This window comes from Sulfurisoma sediminicola (assembly GCF_003865015.1).
Taxonomy (GTDB): Bacteria; Pseudomonadota; Gammaproteobacteria; order Burkholderiales; family Rhodocyclaceae; genus Sulfurisoma; species Sulfurisoma sediminicola.
This window is the reverse complement of the sequence record NZ_BHVV01000001.1, coordinates 689,252-706,649: the sequence shown is the minus strand read 5'-3', so window position 1 is coordinate 706,649 and position 17,398 is coordinate 689,252. Positions and strand designations below refer to the sequence as shown.

General features: G+C 68.3%; 14 protein-coding genes. 10 read left to right on the top strand and 4 right to left on the bottom strand.

The genetic code is table 11. The features are described from left to right. The first annotated feature begins 1 nt into the window (after nt 1). From EJE94_RS03375 to EJE94_RS03355, 5 genes are read left to right on the top strand one after another with little or no spacing between them, the layout of a single operon-like run. Complete coding sequence (locus tag EJE94_RS03375) at nt 2-535, top strand: YfiR family protein (protein ID WP_121240061.1); 534 nt, start codon at nt 2-4, stop codon at nt 533-535. Further along, on the top strand, nt 535-2,925 hold the full coding sequence (locus EJE94_RS03370) for an ATP-binding protein (RefSeq protein ID WP_121240060.1): 2,391 nt from the start codon (nt 535-537) through the stop codon (nt 2,923-2,925). The genes EJE94_RS03375 and EJE94_RS03370 overlap by 1 nt, the downstream gene beginning before the upstream one ends. Beyond that, the gene (locus tag EJE94_RS03365) at nt 2,922-5,348 is read left to right on the top strand and encodes an EAL domain-containing protein (RefSeq protein WP_165904749.1); all 2,427 of its coding nucleotides are present in this window, start codon (nt 2,922-2,924) and stop codon (nt 5,346-5,348) included. Before EJE94_RS03370 ends, EJE94_RS03365 begins: the two co-directional genes overlap by 4 nt. After that, a complete protein-coding gene (locus EJE94_RS03360; RefSeq protein ID WP_147435831.1) occupies nt 5,348-5,977 on the top strand; it encodes a hypothetical protein in 630 nt (209 codons plus the stop codon). Before EJE94_RS03365 ends, EJE94_RS03360 begins: the two co-directional genes overlap by 1 nt. Then, nucleotides 5,974-6,945: a diguanylate cyclase gene (locus EJE94_RS03355; protein ID WP_121240057.1), complete on the top strand. Its 972-nt coding sequence runs from the start codon at nt 5,974-5,976 to the stop codon at nt 6,943-6,945. The genes EJE94_RS03360 and EJE94_RS03355 overlap by 4 nt, the downstream gene beginning before the upstream one ends. Here the strand turns inward: EJE94_RS03355 and purU are convergent. From purU to EJE94_RS03335, 4 genes are all read right to left on the bottom strand, one after another. After that, nucleotides 6,942-7,823, bottom strand: a complete 882-nt coding sequence (purU, locus tag EJE94_RS03350; RefSeq protein WP_121240056.1) for a formyltetrahydrofolate deformylase — start codon at nt 7,821-7,823, stop codon at nt 6,942-6,944. The genes EJE94_RS03355 and purU overlap by 4 nt on opposite strands. A gap of 423 nt (nt 7,824-8,246) precedes the next feature. Further along, complete coding sequence (gene thrH / locus EJE94_RS03345; protein ID WP_121240055.1) at nt 8,247-8,855, bottom strand: bifunctional phosphoserine phosphatase/homoserine phosphotransferase ThrH; 609 nt, start codon at nt 8,853-8,855, stop codon at nt 8,247-8,249. A 38-nt stretch (nt 8,856-8,893) separates the two neighbouring features. Further along, nucleotides 8,894-10,795 (bottom strand): ATP-binding cassette domain-containing protein, encoded by a 1,902-nt coding sequence (locus EJE94_RS03340; RefSeq protein WP_121240054.1) that lies wholly within the window; start codon nt 10,793-10,795, stop codon nt 8,894-8,896. A 15-nt stretch (nt 10,796-10,810) separates the two neighbouring features. Next, nucleotides 10,811-12,430, bottom strand: a complete 1,620-nt coding sequence (locus tag EJE94_RS03335) for an ABC-F family ATPase (RefSeq protein ID WP_121240053.1) — start codon at nt 12,428-12,430, stop codon at nt 10,811-10,813. 242 nt (nt 12,431-12,672) lie between these two features. Here EJE94_RS03335 and EJE94_RS03330 point away from each other — a divergent pair, with 242 nt between their 5' ends. From EJE94_RS03330 to EJE94_RS03310, 5 genes are all read left to right on the top strand, one after another. Next, a complete protein-coding gene (locus tag EJE94_RS03330; protein WP_121240052.1) occupies nt 12,673-13,827 on the top strand; it encodes an Eco57I restriction-modification methylase domain-containing protein in 1,155 nt (384 codons plus the stop codon). A gap of 312 nt (nt 13,828-14,139) precedes the next feature. Continuing rightward, the gene (gene gshA / locus EJE94_RS03325; protein ID WP_121240051.1) at nt 14,140-15,444 is read left to right on the top strand and encodes a glutamate--cysteine ligase; all 1,305 of its coding nucleotides are present in this window, start codon (nt 14,140-14,142) and stop codon (nt 15,442-15,444) included. Beyond that, the gene (gene maiA / locus EJE94_RS03320) at nt 15,441-16,085 is read left to right on the top strand and encodes a maleylacetoacetate isomerase (RefSeq protein ID WP_121240050.1); all 645 of its coding nucleotides are present in this window, start codon (nt 15,441-15,443) and stop codon (nt 16,083-16,085) included. The genes gshA and maiA overlap by 4 nt, the downstream gene beginning before the upstream one ends. Nucleotides 16,086-16,179: 94 nt before the next feature. Continuing rightward, a complete protein-coding gene (locus EJE94_RS03315) occupies nt 16,180-17,211 on the top strand; it encodes an FAD:protein FMN transferase (protein ID WP_243642510.1) in 1,032 nt (343 codons plus the stop codon). Continuing rightward, the gene (locus EJE94_RS03310; RefSeq protein ID WP_121240048.1) at nt 17,208-17,393 is read left to right on the top strand and encodes a hypothetical protein; all 186 of its coding nucleotides are present in this window, start codon (nt 17,208-17,210) and stop codon (nt 17,391-17,393) included. The genes EJE94_RS03315 and EJE94_RS03310 overlap by 4 nt, the downstream gene beginning before the upstream one ends. Nucleotides 17,394-17,398 lie beyond the last annotated feature (5 nt).

Below are 17,398 nucleotides of genomic sequence, written 5' to 3'. Positions count from 1 at the left end.
CATGCGCTGCCGCCTCACCCACCTCGGATCGGTCCTGCTGGCGTTGCTGTCGGCGCCGGCAGCGTTCGCCCAGTATGCCGAGGCGGAGGTCAAGGCGGCGTTCATCTTCAACGTCGCCAAGTTCGCCGAGTGGCCGGCCGAGCTTCTGCCGGCGGGAGCGCCGCTGCGCCTCTGCGTGCTCGGCACGCCCGGCGGATCGGGCACGCTCGGTACCGCGCTGCTCGAGCTCGAGGGTAAGACGCTGCAGGGACGGAAGCTCGAGGTGCGGAGCGGGACGACGTTGCCGTTGCTGCGGCCCTGCCATTTGCTGGTGCTGATGCCCGACGCGCCCGAACCGCGGCGCGCGCTTGCCGAGGCGCAGGGGGCGCTGACGTTCGGCGACAGCGACGGTTTCATCGATGCCGGCGGTATCATAGGCATCGCCGTCGCCGAGCGCCGCGTCCGCTTCGATGTCAACCTCGAGGCCGCACGGCGCGGCGGCATCCGGCTGTCGGCCCAGCTTTTGCGGCTGGCGCGGCAGGTCAAGGGACAATGATGGAAGTGCTCAAACCACGGGATCATTCGCCCCGCCTGGGGGACCGGCTGCTGGGTATCAGCGGCACCATCCAGCAGCGGCTGATGCGCTTCGCCCTGATCGTCGCGGGATCGGCACTGCTCGCCAGTGCGGCGCTGATCACCACCACCGAGGTGCTGCAGGAACAGCGCAACCTGGTCGGCAACCTCGGCGCCCTGATGAACCTGACCGCCGAGTACAGCCAGCCCTACCTCGTCTTCAACGACCAGCGTGGCGGCCGCGTCCAGCTGGAGAGCTTGTTGAAACGCCAGGACATTCTCGGCGCCCGCCTGCTGCGGCCCGACGGCAGCGAGCTGGCCGTGGTGACGCGGGTGCTGCAGCCCTGGCCGCAGATGACGCCGCTGGACATGCAGCCGCCGCCGCGCTGGCTGCTGGGCAGCTCGGTGCAGCTGCGCCAGGTGGTGATGCTCGACAAGGAGATGCTGGGCTATCTCGAGGTGCATGTCAGCCTCGAGCCCATGTGGGCGGAACTATGGACGAACCAGGCGTGGTACGTCCTCGCGCTGCTGCTGGGCCTGGCCGTGTCCTCGATGATCGCGGGGCGCATGCGCCGTTTCATCACCGCGCCCATCGCCGAGCTCGACCGCACGGCCGAGGCGATCACCGTTTCCCGCCAGTATGGGCTGCGCGTGAACAAGACCAGCGACGACGAGATCGGCCACCTGATCGACCGCTTCAACGCCATGCTCGCGCAGATCGAGCTGTCCGACACCGAGCTGCGCCGGCATCGCGACGAGCTCGAGGCGAAGGTGACGGAGCGCACCGCCGACCTGCGCATGGCGCTGGCGGTGGCCGAGGAGGCCAGCAGCGCCAAGACCCAGTTCCTCGCCAACATGAGCCACGAGATCCGCACGCCGATGAACGGCGTTCTCGGTCTGGCGCAGCTGCTGCTCGCCAGCGAGCTGTCGGCGCGCCAGCGCGAATATGTCGAGGCGCTGCAGCACGCCGGCGAGGGGCTGCTGTCCCTGCTCAACGACGTGCTCGATTTCGCCCGCGGCGAGTCGGGGCGCATCCGCCTCGAGGACATTCCCTTCGACCTGCCGGGCACCGTGCATGAAGTCGGCTTCCTCTTCTCCCAGCGCGCGCAGGAGAAGGGCATCCGCTTCGACTGCGACGTCGCGCCCGACGTGCCGCGCTTCGTGCACGGCGACCCGCTGCGCCTGCGGCAGATCCTGAGCAATCTCGTCAGCAACGCGATCAAGTTCACCGACAACGGCGGCGTCGTCGTCCGCGTCGACGCGCGCGGCGGCGACAGTAGCGGCCGCACCCGTCTGGTGTTCGAGGTGATCGATACCGGCATCGGCATCGCCGTGGAGGCGCGCGACCGCATGTTCGCCGCCTTCAGCCAGGCCGATGATTCGATGTCGCGCCGCTTCGGCGGCAGCGGCCTCGGCCTGGCCATCTGCAAGCAGCTGACCGATCTCATGGGCGGCGAGATCTCCCTGCGCGGACGCGCCGACGGCGGCTCGATATTCACGGTGGTCCTGCCGTTCGCCCTCGCCGCCGCGCCCGGCGCAGCGCGGTCGGCACCGGAGCCGACCGCGGTCGGCGCGATGCGGGTGCTGCTGGTCGAGGACAATCCGACCAACCGCCTGGTGGCGCAGGCGATGCTCGAGGAGCTGGGCGGGGTCAGCGTGATCACCGCCTACGACGGCATGGGCGCGCTCGAAGCCTTCCGCGATGCCGACCTGATCCTGATGGACTGCCAGATGCCGCGCCTCGACGGTTATGAGGCCACGCGCCAGATCCGCGAGATCGAGCACGCCGAGGGCCGCGTGCCGATCCCTATCGTTGCGTTGACCGCGCATGCGCTCGACGAGGAGCGCCGCCGCTGCTTCGAGGTCGGCATGAACGATTTCCTCGTCAAGCCCGTCCTGCTGGGCGACCTGGCGGCCACCCTGCACCGCCACCTGCCCGACGCGGTGATCGTGACGCCGGCAGCAAGTGCCAGGCCGCTGCCGCCGGCCGCCGCGGTGGCGGCGGAGGTTGAAGCGGAGCAGGCGCCCATGCTCGATCCCACCCGGATCGAGGATCTGCTGGCCTCGCTGCCGGGGCAGCCGCAGGCCGTGTTCCTGCAGCGCATTCTCGAGACTTTCCGCCGCACCCTCGACACCAGCCTCACCAGGCTGCAGCAGGTCGACGCCAGCGATCTGGAGACCGTGCGCCGCGCCGCCCACACCTTGAAGTCGGCGGCCGCCCAGGTCGGCGCCATGCGCCTGTCGCATACGGCGCGCGAACTCGAGTTTGCCGCGCGTGACGGCAACCTGCAGCGCATGGTGGCACTGGCCGCCTATCTGCCGGCAGTGGCCAACCTCTCATGGCAGCAACTGAAGGAGCGTTATCCCGGATGAACGCGCCGGTTCCGACCGCACTCATCGTCGACGACGACGAGCTGATGCGCATGATGCTCGCGGCGGCGCTGGCCGGCCTCGGCCTCGAGGTGCATGAGGCCGGCGACGGCGAGACGGGGCTCGAGGCCTTCAACCGCCTGCGACCCGACCTGGTGCTGCTCGACCTGCTGATGCCGGGCATCGACGGCATCGAGACCTGCCGCCGCTTGCGTCGGCGTCCGGACGCACGCACCGTGCCCATCGTGATGATCACCGGCCAGGACGACCGCGAGTCGATCGACCTCGCCTTCGCTGCCGGTGCCACCGACTTCTTCGCCAAACCGATCAACTGGCAGATGCTGCCGCATCGCATCCGCTTCATCCTCCATGCGGCGCAGGCGCTGCGCGATCTGACGCAAAGCGAGGCGCGACAGCAGCAGGCGCAGCGCCTGGCCGGCCTCGGCAGCTTCGAATACCTGATCGAGTCGCGCCGCTTCTACCCGTCGGCCAACCTCCCGGCGCTGTTGGGTCTCAGCGGTGACGACCAGGCGCGCCTGCGCCAGCTGATGCCCGCCTTCAACGAGGATGACTGGAAGCGCATGCTCGTCCTCGCCACGGCCGCGATGGAGGGCGGCGACTTGCAGACCACCGAGGTGTGGACGCTGAGCCGGCGCTGCATGCGCGTGCAGATCCAGGCCGTAGAGGAAAACGGCACTGCGCTGCTGCGCGGCAGCGTGCTCGACGTCACCGACCTGCGCTCGGCGCAGGCGCAGGCCGACTGGCTGACACGCCACGACCCGCTCACCGGCATGCACAACCGCCCGGCCTTTTCGGCGGTGCTCGAGCGCGAGGCCGCCGTCGCCGGCGCCACCGGGCGGCTGGTGCCGGTGCTGTTGCTGAGCCTCGATCGCATGCGCCGCGCCCGCGATTCGCTCGGGCAGGAGGCGGCCGATCGCATCCTGGTCGGCATCACCGAGCGCCTGCGGGCCGCCTGCGCCACCTTCCAGCCGGTGCCGGAACTCGCCCGCATCACCACCGACGAGCTGTGCGTGCTCTTCCGTCACGCCGCGAAGCCGGAGGAGATCGCCGATGCCGCCGAGCACCTGATCGAGGCGCTGCAAGCCCCCTTCGATGCCGGCGGGCAGCCTTTCCACCTGCAGCCGGCCGGCGGGCTGGCGCTGTTCCCGCAGGATGGCGACAGCTGCCAGGCGACGGTCAAGGCGGCGCGGGCGGCGCTGCTGATGGAGGGCGCCGAAGGTCGTGCGCTGCATTTCTACGACGCCGATCGCGACCGCGCGCTGACGCGCCGCCTGCGGCTCGAGGAGGACCTGCGCGGCGCGCTCGCCGCCGGGCAACTGGCAGTCCATTACCAGCCGCTGGTGCGCGTGCGCGACTGCCAGCCGGTCGGCGTCGAGGCGCTGCTGCGCTGGCAGCACCCCGAACATGGCGACATCTCGCCGGTCGAGTTCATTCCGATCGCCGAGGAGGCGGGGTTCATCGGCGACATCGGCGCCTGGGTGCTGCGCACGGCCTGTACCCAGGCGATGGCCTGGCTCGGCGAGGGCATCGCGCTGGAGGAGGTCGCCGTGAACGTCTCCGGCCGCCAACTCGCCGATCCCGACTTCACCGCGATGCTGTCGCGGATCCTGGCCGAAACCGGGCTGCCGCCGGCGCGTCTGGTGCTCGAGCTGACCGAAAGCGTGCTGGTGCACGACGACGAGGCGGCGGTGGCGCAACTCCACGGCCTCAAGGCGCTGGGGCTGCGGCTGGCGCTCGACGATTTCGGCACGGGCTTCTCGTCGATGGTCAGCCTGACGCGATTGCCGCTGGACGTGATCAAGGTCGACCGCAGCTTCGTGCAGGCGGCGCCGACCGACCGCGCCGCCGCGGCCGTGGTCGAGGCCATCCTCGCGCTGGCCGGGCGGCTGGGCATGGACACCGTGGCCGAGGGCGTCGAGGATGCCGAGCATTTCGACATCCTCGGCCGCTTCGGCTGCACCACGGCACAGGGCTTCATGTTCCAGCGGCCGCAGTCGGCGGCCGACGTCGTGCAGCACCTGCGGGGCACCACGGCACGGCCGCCCAGGGTGGTGATCGTGGACGACAGCCGCGTTTCGCGGCTGATGCTGCGCAAGATGATCCTCGCCCATCAGCCCACGGCGACGGTGATCGAGGTCGACGATGCCCTGACGGCCGTGGACGCGGTCACGCGCGAGCGGCCGGACCTGGTGACGCTCGACAACAACATGCCCGGCCGCACCGGCCTCGAGATCGCCGCCGAGCTGCGTCAGCGCTGCCCCGAACTCGACATGGCGCTGCTCACCGCCAACTTCCAGGATGCGGTCGTCGCCGAGGCCAGGCGCCTCGGCCTGCGCTTCCTGGCCAAGCCGATCACGGAGGCCCTGGTCGGCGAGCTGCTGGCCGGATGCAGGAGACCCCGCTGATGTCGCGGCCGCTGCAGCACGACGCCCTGCTCGAGGCCTTCAACGTCGCGCTGGCGCGCGCGGCGGTCAGCCTGTCGCGACTGATGCAGGAGACCATCGTGGTGACCGCGCCGCAGCTGGAACTGCTGGCGGCCGACGGTGCCATCGCCCGCATCAAGGCCTTGGCCGACGAACGCGTCGCCGCCGTGGTGCAGCGCTTCGAGGGCGATCTCGCGGCACATGCCCTGCTGCTGTTCCCGCAGTCACGCGCGCTCGAGGTGGTGCGCCTCGCCGTCGGCGGCCTGGTCGGCGAGGAAGACCTGTCGGAACTCGAGGAAGAGGCGATATCCGAGGTCGGCAACATCCTGCTCAACGCCTGCATGGCGGTGCTGGCGAACCAGCTGCATATGCAGCTGCGTACGGCGCCGCCCGACTACGTGCTGGACATGCCTGAGCACGTCCTCGCCAGTCACGGCGGTGCCGCGGCCAGCGCCGTGCTGATGATCCACATGATCATGACCGTCGAGAGCCGCGATCTCGCCACTTACATCGCCTTCCTGCTCGACGCCCGCGCCAATGCCGCGCTGGCCGACGCGTTCGACCGCTATCTCGAGGACATCGGGCTGGCCGGTGAGGGAGGTCACGCATGAGCCGCCGCCTCCGCAGCGACAGCATCCCCTTCGGCCTGCTGACCCAGGTGGCGGACAAGGCCAGCACGGGCCTCGTCGTGCTCGACGCGCGCCGCCGCATCGTGGTGTGGAACGAATGGATGGCGCTGCACGACGCGCAGATCGGTGCCGATCGCATCGATCTCGACTTCTTCGAGTGGTGCCCGCAGCTGCGCGATTCGCGCATCGCCGAAGCCATCGTCGGCGCCATTGCCGACGGCGCCTCCTCGCTGCTGTCGCCGCGCCTGAACGACCTGCCGCTGCCGCTCTATCCCTTCCCGCGCGCCGCCGGCGCGGCAGCGATCACCGTGGCCGCCGTCGTGCGCGGCCTCGAGGTCGGGGCGGAGCGTTTCTGTCTGGTCGAGTTCATCGACCAGACGGCCATCCACCGTCGCGAGCAGCGCCTGCGCGACCGCAATGCCGAGCTGGCCGAAACGGTCTACCTCGATCCGCTCACCGGGGTGTACAACCGCCGCCGCCTCGACCAGTTCGTCGTCGCCGAATTCCGCCGCGCCCAGCGCGGCGGGGACCCGCTGGCGGTGCTGATGATCGACGTCGATTTCTTCAAGGGATACAACGACCACTACGGCCACCAGGAAGGCGACCACTGCCTCAGGCGCATCGCCACGCTGCTGCGCGACAATGCCCAGCGCGTCGGCGACCTCGTCGCCCGCTATGGCGGCGAGGAATTCGTCGCGGTGCTGCCGGGCACCGACCTCCATGGCGCCGCCACCCTGGCCGAAACGTTGTGCCAGCGGGTACGCGAGTCGCACATGCCGCATGCCGCCTCGCGCATCGCCGACCATGTCACCATCAGCGTCGGCGTCGCCTGCGTCCGGCCGCAGCGCGCGGAAAAGGTCGATACCCTGCTCTCCGCCGCGGACTTCGCCCTCTACCGCGCCAAGGCCACCGGGCGCGACCGGGTAGTGACCTTCGGTCCGGGGGCCTAGCGGAAGACGACGGTCTTGTTGCCGTGGACCAGCACGCGGTCCTCGAGGTGGTAGCGCAGGCCGCGCGCCAGCACGGTCTTCTCGATGTCCTTGCCGTAGCGCACCATGTCGTCGGGCGAGTCCGAGTGGTCGATGCGGATCACGTCCTGCTCGACGATCGGTCCCTGGTCGAGTTCGGCGGTGACGTAATGGCAGGTGGCGCCGATCAGCTTGACGCCGCGTTCATGGGCCTGATGGTAGGGCCTGGCGCCGACGAACGACGGCAGGAAGCTGTGGTGGATGTTGAGGATCCTGCCCGGGTGCGCGGCACAGAGATCGGGCGAGAGGATCTGCATGTAGCGCGCCAGCACCATGGTGTCGCCGCGCGACTCATCGAACAGGCGCCGCACCTCGGCCCAGGCCTGCGGCTTGTTGTCGGCGGTCACCGGCACGTGGTGGAAGGGGATGCCGTGCCACTCGACGAAGCCCTTGAAGGTGTCGTGGTTCGAGATGACGCAGGGGATCTCGATGTCGAGTTCCTTCGACTGCCAGCGCGCCAGCAGGTCGTAGAGGCAGTGCTCCTGCTTCGACACCAGGATGACGACGCGCTTCTTCACCGCGCTGTCGCTGATCTTCCAGTCCATTTCGAGTTCGCGCGCGATCGGTTCGAAGCGGGCGCGGAACTCGTCGAGCATGAAGGGCAGCGAGTCGGCCTTCACTTCCATGCGCATGAAGTAGCGCGCGGGCCGGCCACCGTTGGCTTCGTCGCCCTCGTCGGAATGGAAGCTCGATTCGAGGATCCAACCTTTGTGCTCGGCGATGAAGCCGGTGACGCGGGCGATGATGCCGCTGCGGTCGGGGCAGGAGGCGGCGAGGGTGTAGTAGCGGTCGCGATGCATGTCAGTGGCTCCGGAGTGCGGCGTGTTGGCGGCGAGACGTGAAGCGCGACGTGCGTTGGGCTGCGGCGCGTGCCAAGGGCATCGGGGCGCCGGCACTGCTCATGTCACCCGGACCGGGCTGCGCCCGTTCCTCCTTCTTTACTTCGCTGTGCCGGTACCCCGATGCCCTTGGCCGGAGACTTGGGTGCTTTGCCGCGACCAACCCGCTGCAACGTTTCCCGATCGAAGTGGTGGGGTGCTCTGCGGAGCGAAGTAAAGGAGGAGGCGGTGGCCGACGGCCAGCGCCGGGGGGCGTAGGCAGGGTTGCGCGGAGCACTGCTCCGCGCTGCCGAAGCCGGCTTGCTGTGCAAAGCAAGCCGTGGACCATGAGCGCAGTAGAGCACCCCATCGCTTCGGTCGCGCTCCAATGAGCAAGCATCATCCCTAAATCCGCGCCGACGCCTTGTCGATCTCGCTGCGCAGCTCGGCATAGTTCATGGTCACCGGGAACTGCGGGAACTCGTCGATCACGTTCTGCGGTGGGTGGAACAGGATTCCGGCGTCGGCCTCGGCCAGCATCGCCGTGTCGTTGTAGGAATCGCCCGCGGCGATGACCTTGAAGTTGAGTTCCTTGAAGCGCTGCACCGATTCCTTCTTCTGGTTCGCCATGCGCAGGTGGTAATTGACGAGGAAGCCCTCGGCATCGGCCTCGAGCTTGTGGCAGAACAGCGCCGGGTGGCCCAGCTGCGCCATCAGCGGCATGGCGAATTCGTAGAAGGTGTCGGAGAGGATGATGACCTGGAAGTCGCGGCGCAGGGCGTCGAGGAAATCCTTCGCGCCGGCCATCGGCCCCATCGCGGCAATGACCTTCTGGATATCGGGCAGGCCCAGCTTGTGCTGCTTGAGCAAGCCGAGCCGGTACTTCATCAGCACGTCGTAGTCGGGCTCGTCGCGGGTGGTGCGGCGCAGTTCGGGAATCCCGGTGCGCTCGGCGAATTCGATCCAGATTTCGGGGACGAGGACCCCTTCGAGGTCGAGGCAAACCAGCTGCACGGCAGACTCCTGCGGTAAGGCGACGAAAGAAGGCGATTTTACTCGACGGCCAATGCTTCCAGTTGTTCGTGCACCTCGAGCCAGCGCGTCTCGGCGGCCTCGATGGCCGCAGCGAGTTCGGCCTGGCGCTTGTTCAGTCCGTCGATGCGCGCGCGATCCGGCGTCGCGTAGAGCGCCGGGTCGGCGAGCCGGGCGTCGAGTTCGGCCTTTTCCGCCTGCCAGCCGGCGAGCTGCTTTTCGAGTTTGTCCGCTTCCTTGACCAGCGGCCGCCGTGCCGCCAGCGCCGACTTCCTGCTGGCCGCATCATTGGCGCGGGCTTCCTGCCGTGCGGCCTTGTCGGGGTCGGTGGGTGCGGCGATGCGCGACTGCCCGCGCCGTGCGGCCAGCCACGCCGCGTAGTCGTCGAGGTCGCCGTCGAAGGGCCGGGCCGCACCATCCGCCACCAGCCACAGCTCGTCGACCGTGGTGCGCAGCAGGTGGCGGTCGTGCGACACCAGCACCATCGCCGCCTCGGTCTCCTGCAAGGCGAGTGTGAGCGCCTCGCGCATTTCGAGGTCGAGGTGGTTGGTCGGCTCGTCGAGCAGCAGCAGGTTGGGGCGGGTGCGGATCATCAGCGCCAGCGCCAGCCGTGCCTTCTCGCCGCCGGAGAAATGGCGGCAGGGCGCGTCGACCATCGGCCCGCGGAAATCGAAGCCGCCGATGTAGTTGCGCAGCTCCTGCTCGCGGGTGGCCGGCTCCTGTCGCACCAGGTGCTGCAGCGGGCTTTCGTCCGGCCGCAGCAGCTCCATCTGGTGCTGGGCGAAGTAGCCGATCTTGAGGTGGCGGCCCTCGATGCGGCGTCCCGCCAGCACCGACTTTTCGCCTGACAGCAGCTTCACCAGCGTCGACTTGCCGGCGCCGTTGCGGCCGAGCAGGCCGATGCGACTGCCCGGGCGCAGCGTGAGCTTGATGTGGTGGAGCAGGGTCGTTTCGCCGTAGCCGGCGGCGGCATCCTCGAGTGCCAGCAGCGGATCGGAAAATCCCTCGGGCTCGGCGAAGCGGAACTCGAACGGCGCGTCGACGTGGGCGGCACTGATCAGCTCCATCCGCTCCAGCGCCTTGATCCGGCTCTGCGCCTGCCGCGCCTTGCTGGCCTTGGCGCGAAAGCGATCGATGTAGGCATGCAGGTGGGCGACCTCGCGCTCCTGCTTGGCGTGCATGGCCTGCTGCAGCGCGAGGGCCTCGGCGCGGGCGCGCTCGAAGGCCGAGTAGTTGCCCGAGTAGAGCTTCATCTGGCCGGCGTCGATGTGCAGGATCTGGCCGACCACGGCATCGAGGAAATCGCGGTCGTGGGAGATCATCACCAGCGTGCCGGGGAAGGACTTGAGCCAGGTTTCGAGCCAGAGCACGGCGTCGAGGTCGAGGTGGTTGGTCGGCTCGTCGAGCAGCAGCAGGTCGGAACGCGCCACCAGCGCCCGCGCCAGGTTGAGGCGCACGCGCCAGCCGCCGGAAAAGTCGGCGACGGCGCGACGGTGGTCATCCTCGCTGAAGCCGAGGCCGGCGAGGATCTCGGCGGCGCGCGCCTTGGCCGAATAGCCTTCGATGTCCTGCAGCCGCGTGTGCAACTCGGCGATGCGGTGGCCGTCGTGGGCGGCTTCGGCCTCGACCAGGCCGGCCTCGACCGCGCGCAGCTCGGTGTCGCCGTCGAGCACGAATTCGAGGGCGGCATCCGGCAGCGCCGGCGTGTCCTGGGCGACGTGGCCGACGCGCCAGACGGCCGGCATCTCGAGGTCGCCGGCTTCCTGATGCAGCTCGCCGCGCAGCAGCGCGAAGAACGAGGACTTGCCGCAGCCGTTGGCGCCGGTGAGGCCGATCTTCCAGCCGGGGTGCATTTGCAGCGAGGCATCCGTGACCAGCGGCTTGCCGGCGCGGGCGAAGGCGAGCTTGCGCAGCAGGATCATGGCAGGGAGCCGGGACTACTCGACGCCGAGCGAATGCAGGTACTCGTCGTAGTCGCCGCGGTAATCGACGTAGCTGCCGTCCTGCTTGATCTCGAGGATGCGCGTCGCCAGCGAGGAGACGAACTCGCGGTCGTGCGAGACGAAGACCAGCGTGCCCTCGTATTTCTCCAGCGCGGTGTTGAGCGACTCGATGGATTCCATGTCGAGGTGGTTGGTCGGCTCGTCCAGCACCAGCACGTTGGAATTCAGCAGCATCAGCTTGCCGAAGATCATGCGGCCCTGTTCGCCGCCGGAGATCACGCGCACGGGCTTCTTCACGTCGTCGCCGCCGAACAGCAGGCGGCCGAGCGTCTGCCGCATCAGCGTCTCGACGTCGCCGCCGTCGTAGCCGCCGGCGCGGACGTAGCCGGTGATCCACTCGGTCAGCGTCTGGTCGGAGGCGAAGTCGGCGGCATGGTCCTGAGCGTAGTAGCCGGGCTTGGCCTTCTCCGCCCACTTGATGGTGCCGTGCTGTGCGGTCAGCTCGCCCATCAGCAGGCGCATGAGCGTCGTCTTGCCGACGCCGTTCTCGCCGATCACGGCCAGGCGGTCGCCGGCGTCCAGCGTCAGTGTGAGGTTCTTGATCACCGGCAGCTTCGGATCATGGCCGAACTGCAGCCGCTCGATCTCCAGCGCCTGGCGGTGCAGCTTGCTCTTCTCGTCGAAGTCGAAGCGGATCCACGGGTACTGGCGGCTTGAGGGCTTGACGTCCTCGACCTTGAGCTTCTCGATCTGCTTCTTGCGGCTGGTGGCCTGGCGCGCCTTGGCCTTGTGGGCCGAGAAGCGGCGGACGAATTCCTCGAGGTCGGCGATGCGATCCTTCGACTTGGCGTTCTGCGCCGCGATGCGCGCCCGCGCGGCGGTCGAGGCTTCCATGTATTCGTCGTAGCTGCCGGGATAGACCTGGATGGTGCCGTAGTCCAGGTCGGCCATGTGGGTGCACACCTGGTTGAGGAAGTGGCGGTCGTGGGAAATGATCACCATGGTCGAGTCGCGGCCGTTGAGGACGGTTTCGAGCCAGCGGATGGTGTTGATGTCGAGGTTGTTGGTCGGCTCGTCGAGCAGCAGGATGTCGGGGTTGGCGAACAACGCCTGCGCCAGCAGCACGCGCAGCTTCCAGCCCGGCGCCACCTCGCGCATCGGGCCGTTGTGCTTGTCCACGGGGATGTCTACGCCGAGCAGCAACTCGCCGGCGCGCGCCTCGGCGTCGTAGCCGCCCATCTCGCCGAACTTCACCTCCAGCTCGGCGGCGTGCATGTAGTCATCCTCGCTCGCCTCGGGGTTGGCGTAGATCGCGTCCTTCTCCTGCATGCACTTCCACATGTCCTCGTGGCCCATCATCACCACGTCGAGCACGCGGATGTCCTCGAAGCCGAACTGGTCCTGGCGCAGGTAGGCCATGCGCTCAAAGGTGTCCTTGGTGACGTTGCCGGCCGAGGGCTCGAGCTGGCCGCAGAGGATCTTCATGAACGTCGACTTGCCGGCGCCGTTGGCGCCGATCAGGCCATAGCGGTTGCCGTCGCCGAACTTGACGGAGACGTTCTCGAACAGGGGCTTGGCCCCGAACTGGATGGTGATGTTGGAAGCGACGAGCATGGCGGCGGGCGTGAAGAATGAAGCGAACCCGCGATTTTACGCCGGCGTGGCGCCGGAGCCGAGTTTTGCCCTTTGATCGGGGTTTGCCGGGTCTCGCCCGCCGGGGCGAGACCCGGCAAGGACCAATCGAGCACAAAAAGTCGGCGCTGGCGACACGGAGCGGTGGCCGATTGCATCCGTGCAAATAGGGTAGGGGCTCTCCATGATTGCAGGGATAATTGCGGCCTCCCCCCGGTCCATTCATGAACAAGAGTTACGACATCGCCACCCTCGGCCAGGTCTTCACCCCGCCCGCCATCGTCGAGCGCATGCTGTCCCTGCGCCGCAACCGCGGCCGCGTGCTCGATCCGGCCGCCGGCAACGGCGCCTTCTGTTCGCGCATCGACGGCTGCGTGGCCGTGGAGCTGGACGCGGCGCACTGTCCCCCGGACGCGCATAACGTCGATTTTTTCACTTGGCCGGCGGACGACCGCTTCGACACCGTCATCGGTAATCCGCCCTACGTCAGGGCGCGCGACATCCTGCCGGCGACGGGCATCCGGCTGGCTTCGCAGCTGCTCGATGGCCATGCCAACCTCTACCTGCATTTCATCGAGAAGTGCGTGCGTCATCTCGCGCCCGGCGGCGAGCTGATCTTCATCACCCCGCGCGACTTTCTCAAGGCCACGGGTGCGGCGCGCCTCAACACCTGGCTGTTCGAGCAGGGCACCATCACCGATTTCGAGGACCTCGGCGACACGAAGATCTTCGAGGGCGCGGCGCCGAACTGCGCGATCTGGCGCTTCGAGAAGGGCGACATGGCGCATCGTCTGAAGGACGGACGCCGCATGGTGCTTTCCGGCGGCCAGCTGCTGCTGACGCGCGGCATCTACAGCGTGCCGCTGGCCAGCGTCTTCGCGGTCCGGGTCGGCGCGGTGTCGGGCGCCGACGAGATCTTCACCAACGCCGAGCTCGGCAACGCCGACTTCGTCTGCTCGAAGACGGCGGTCACGGGCGCGACCCGGCGCATGATCTTCGACGCCCCCTTGCCCTGGCTGGAGCAGCACAAGGAACGGCTGCTGGCGCGGCGGGTGGCGAAGTTCGACGAGTCGAACTGGTGGAAATGGGGGCGGCGCCACCATGTCTCCGAGGCGCCGCGCGTCTATGTCAATCACAAGACCCGCAACGTCCGACCCTTCTTCACGCATCCCTGCAACAACTACGACGGTGCCATCCTTGCGCTGTTTCCGCACAAGCGCGACGTTGATCCGGCGGTGCTCGCGGCCATGCTCAACGAGGTCGACTGGCACGAACTCGGCTTCGTCTGCGACGGCCGCTTCCTGTTCACCCAGCGCAGCCTCGAGCAGACGCTGCTGCCCGAGGACTTCACGCAGTTCGAGGTGCGCGGGCTGATATGACATTTGAAGTTTTGTGCGTGGCGCCGCCAGCGGGATGCTCTGCGCCGCTCATGTGCCCCGGTGGCAGCCAGCGGTTGCCACCTCCTCCTTTACTTCGCTCTGCAGAGCATCCCACTGGCGGCGCCGGCCGACTCGGGCAAGGCACCGGCGTGTCCCCCAAGGGTGGTGGGTACCCGGCACTGCTCATGTCCCCCGAAGCGTGCTGCGCCCGCTTCTCCTCCTTTACTTCGCTGTGCCGGGTACCCACCACCCTTGGGGCTCCCCGAAGCCGCATCGCTCCGACCCCGCTGGCCCAACTGATAAGATGAGATCATGGTTCCCCATCTCACCACCGCCCTGACGGGCCCGCTGCTCGAGCTCGAGAAGCGCTTCCTCGACAAGGAAACGGCCATCGAGCAATGGTTGCGCGGCCAGTGGCTCGACCACGCGCCCCCGTTCTACGGCTCGGTCGACCTGCGCAACGCCGGCTACAAGCTGGCGCCGGTCGACACCAACCTGTTCCCGGGCGGCTTCAATAACCTCAACGTCGCCTTCCTGCCGCTGTGCGTGCAGGCGGCGATGACGGCGATCGAGAAGGTCTGCCCCGAGGCGAAGCGCTTCCTGCTGATCCCCGAGAACCACACGCGCAACCAGTTCTACCTGATGAACGTCGCACGGCTGGCGCTGATCCTGCGCCACGCCGGCATCGACGTGCGCGTCGGCTCGCTGCTGCCGGAGATCACGGCGCCGACCACACTCGACCTGCCGGACGGCCAGACGCTGACGCTGGAACCGGTGAAGCGCATCGGCCCCGGCGGTCGCCGGCTCGGGCTGGACGGCTTCGACCCCTGCTCGGTGCTGCTCAACAACGACCTCTCGGCCGGCGTGCCCGAGATCCTCAAGGACCTCGACGAGCAGTTCGTCATTCCGCCGCTGCATGCGGGCTGGCACGCGCGGCGCAAGTCGCGGCATTTCCGCGCCTTCCAGGAGGTCGCCATCGACTTCGCCCGCGAGATCGGCATCGATCCCTGGCTGATCAATCCCGAGTACGAAGTCTGCGGCAAGATCAACTTCCAGGAACGCACCGGCCTCGAGTGCCTCGCCTCCAACGTCGATGCGCTGCTCTACCGCATCCGCGCCAAGTACAAGCAATACGGCATCGAGCGGGAGCCCTTCGTCATCGTCAAGGCCGATGCCGGCACTTACGGCATGGGCATCATGACGGTGAAGGATGCCAGCGAGGTGCAGGATCTCAACCGCAAGCAGCGCAACAAGATGGCCGTGGTCAAGGAAGGCCTGCAGGTCACCGAGGTCATCATCCAGGAGGGCGTGCCGACGGTTGAGACGGTCGACGAGGGCACGGCCGAGCCGGTCGTTTACATGATCGACCGCTACGTCGTCGGCGGCTTCTACCGCGTCAACACCCAGCGTGGCATCGACGAGAACCTCAATGCGCCGGGCATGACCTTCAAGCCGCTCGCCTTCGAGACCGGCTGCAGCCTGCCCGACGCCCACCTGGCGCCCGACGCCGCGCCGAACCGCTTCTACGCCTACGGCGTGGTGGCGCGCCTGGCGCTGCTGGCCGCCGCCATCGAGCTCGAGGAAACCGCCATCACCGGCACGACAGGGACCCCATGAAACTGCATACCTTCTACCGCTCCACCGCCGCCTATCGCGTGCGCATCGCCGCCAGCCTCAAGGGCATCCCGCTCGGGTGTGCCTACGTCCATCTGGTCAAGGACGGCGGCCAGCACAACCAGCCGGCATACCGTGCCGTCAACCCCACCGGCGGCGTGCCCAGCCTGGAAGTGGATGGCGACGTGATCACCCAGTCGCTGGCGATTCTCGAATATCTCGACGAGCTCTATCCGGAGCCGCCGCTGCTGCCCAAGGCGCCCCTGGCGCGCGCCCATGCGCGCGAGATCGCGCTGCACGTCGTCGCCGACCTGCACCCGCTCAACACGCCCCGCGTCCTCAAGCGTCTCGGCGAGCAGTTCGGCGCGAACGACGAGGCGAAGAACGAATGGGTGCGCATCGGCATCAGCGAGGGCTTCGCCGGCATCGAGGCGCTGTTGCGGCGCCTGCACAGCAACGGCCACTATTGCCTCGGCGACGCGGTGACCCTGGCCGACGTCTGCCTGGTGCCGCAGGTGTTCAACGCCCACCGTTTCGGCGTCGATCTCGCGTCCTTTCCGCTGATTGCATCCATCGAACGCAACTGCCTGATGCTGCCGGCCTTCGCCGCGGCGCAGCCCTCGGCGCAGGCGGATGCCGAGTAGGGCCGCAGCCAAATCGGGGCGTCTGCTGCGTTAGCGGCGTCGCTCGCTCCTCGCCTCCCAGCGCGGTATGTCTCGTCGCTCGCTCCTTGCCGGCTTGCATCCATCCCCGATGTGGCTGCGGCCGATCATGCTGGCTGCGTTGCTGCTGCTGTCCGGCTGCGGACGCGAGTCGCTCCAAAGCCAGGAATCGTATGTCTTCGGCACCCGCGTCGAGGTGCTGGTATGGGGAGCGCCGGCCGACAAGGGGCGCGAGGCGACGGCTGCGGTGCTGCGCGAGTTCGACCGCCTGCACCGCGCCTATCACGCCTGGCAGCCATCGGAACTGACGGCACTGAACGATGCCATCGCGGCCGGCCGCCCGCACGAGGTGTCGGCGGAACTCGCCGCGCTGATCGTCGAGGCCAGGGCGCTGGCGGCGCAGGGCGACTACCTGTTCGACCCGGGCATCGGTGCCTTGGTGAAACTCTGGGGCTTCCACGACGAGACCTTCAAGCCGCAACTGCCGGACGCGGAAAAGCTGGCGGCGCTGCGGCAGGCGAAGCCGTCGATCGCAGCGCTGAAGGTGGATGGGCGTACGGTGACGAGCACGAGCCGGTCGGTGGCCCTGGACTTCGGCGGCTACCTCAAGGGCGTGGCGCTCGACCGGGCCGCCGCGATCATGAAGGCCCATGGCATCACCAACGCGCTGATCAACATCGGCGGCAACGTGCTGGCGCTGGGCGCCAAGGGCGGCACGCCCTGGCGCGTCGGCATCCAGCATCCGCGGAAGTCCGAGCCGCTGGCAACGCTCGAACTCAGGGACGGCGAGGCGATCGGCACCTCGGGCGATTACCAACGCTATTTCGAGATGGACGGGCGCCGCTATAGCCACCTGATCGATCCGCGCACCGCCGAGCCGGCCACCGGCACGCGGGCGCTGACGGTGCTTATTTCCCCCGGCGACAAGGCCGGCCTCTGGTCGGACGTGGCGAGCAAGCCCCTGTTCGTCGCCGGCGACGGCTGGAAGCCGCTGGCGGCGAAGCTCGGCATCGCCCAGGTGCTGCGCGTCGATGCTGCCGGCCGCGTCGAGGTGACCGAGCCGCTGCGCGTGCGGCTGCAGTTCGTAGCGGAGGAGGAGAAGAAATGAGCGATCCGGAGACGGAGCGCGGCGTGCGCCGCGTCGTCGGCATCGCCGTGCTGCGCCGGCTGCGGCGCATGGTCGACGGCGACGCGGCGGCGGAAGCCGAAAAGTCGGTGCTGGCGAGACGCCTCGCCTGGGCTTTCGCGCTGGCGGCACTGCTGGCGGTGGCCTGGATCGCTTTCCGCTAGAATCT

Excerpts from the sequence above, each read along its gene's own strand:
- EJE94_RS03375 (WP_121240061.1), top strand. The coding sequence starts at position 2 with ATGCGCTGCCGCCTCACCCACCTCGGATCGGTCCTGCTGGCGTTGCTG.
- EJE94_RS03370 (WP_121240060.1), top strand. The coding sequence starts at position 535 with ATGGAAGTGCTCAAACCACGGGATCATTCGCCCCGCCTGGGGGACCGG.
- EJE94_RS03365 (WP_165904749.1), top strand. The coding sequence starts at position 2,922 with ATGAACGCGCCGGTTCCGACCGCACTCATCGTCGACGACGACGAGCTG.
- EJE94_RS03360 (WP_147435831.1), top strand. The coding sequence starts at position 5,348 with ATGTCGCGGCCGCTGCAGCACGACGCCCTGCTCGAGGCCTTCAACGTC.
- EJE94_RS03355 (WP_121240057.1), top strand. The coding sequence starts at position 5,974 with ATGAGCCGCCGCCTCCGCAGCGACAGCATCCCCTTCGGCCTGCTGACC.
- purU (WP_121240056.1), bottom strand. The coding sequence starts at position 7,823 with ATGCATCGCGACCGCTACTACACCCTCGCCGCCTCCTGCCCCGACCGC.
- EJE94_RS03340 (WP_121240054.1), bottom strand. The coding sequence starts at position 10,795 with ATGATCCTGCTGCGCAAGCTCGCCTTCGCCCGCGCCGGCAAGCCGCTG.
- EJE94_RS03335 (WP_121240053.1), bottom strand. The coding sequence starts at position 12,430 with ATGCTCGTCGCTTCCAACATCACCATCCAGTTCGGGGCCAAGCCCCTG.
- EJE94_RS03330 (WP_121240052.1), top strand. The coding sequence starts at position 12,673 with ATGAACAAGAGTTACGACATCGCCACCCTCGGCCAGGTCTTCACCCCG.
- gshA (WP_121240051.1), top strand. The coding sequence starts at position 14,140 with ATGGTTCCCCATCTCACCACCGCCCTGACGGGCCCGCTGCTCGAGCTC.
- maiA (WP_121240050.1), top strand. The coding sequence starts at position 15,441 with ATGAAACTGCATACCTTCTACCGCTCCACCGCCGCCTATCGCGTGCGC.
- EJE94_RS03310 (WP_121240048.1), top strand. The coding sequence starts at position 17,208 with ATGAGCGATCCGGAGACGGAGCGCGGCGTGCGCCGCGTCGTCGGCATC.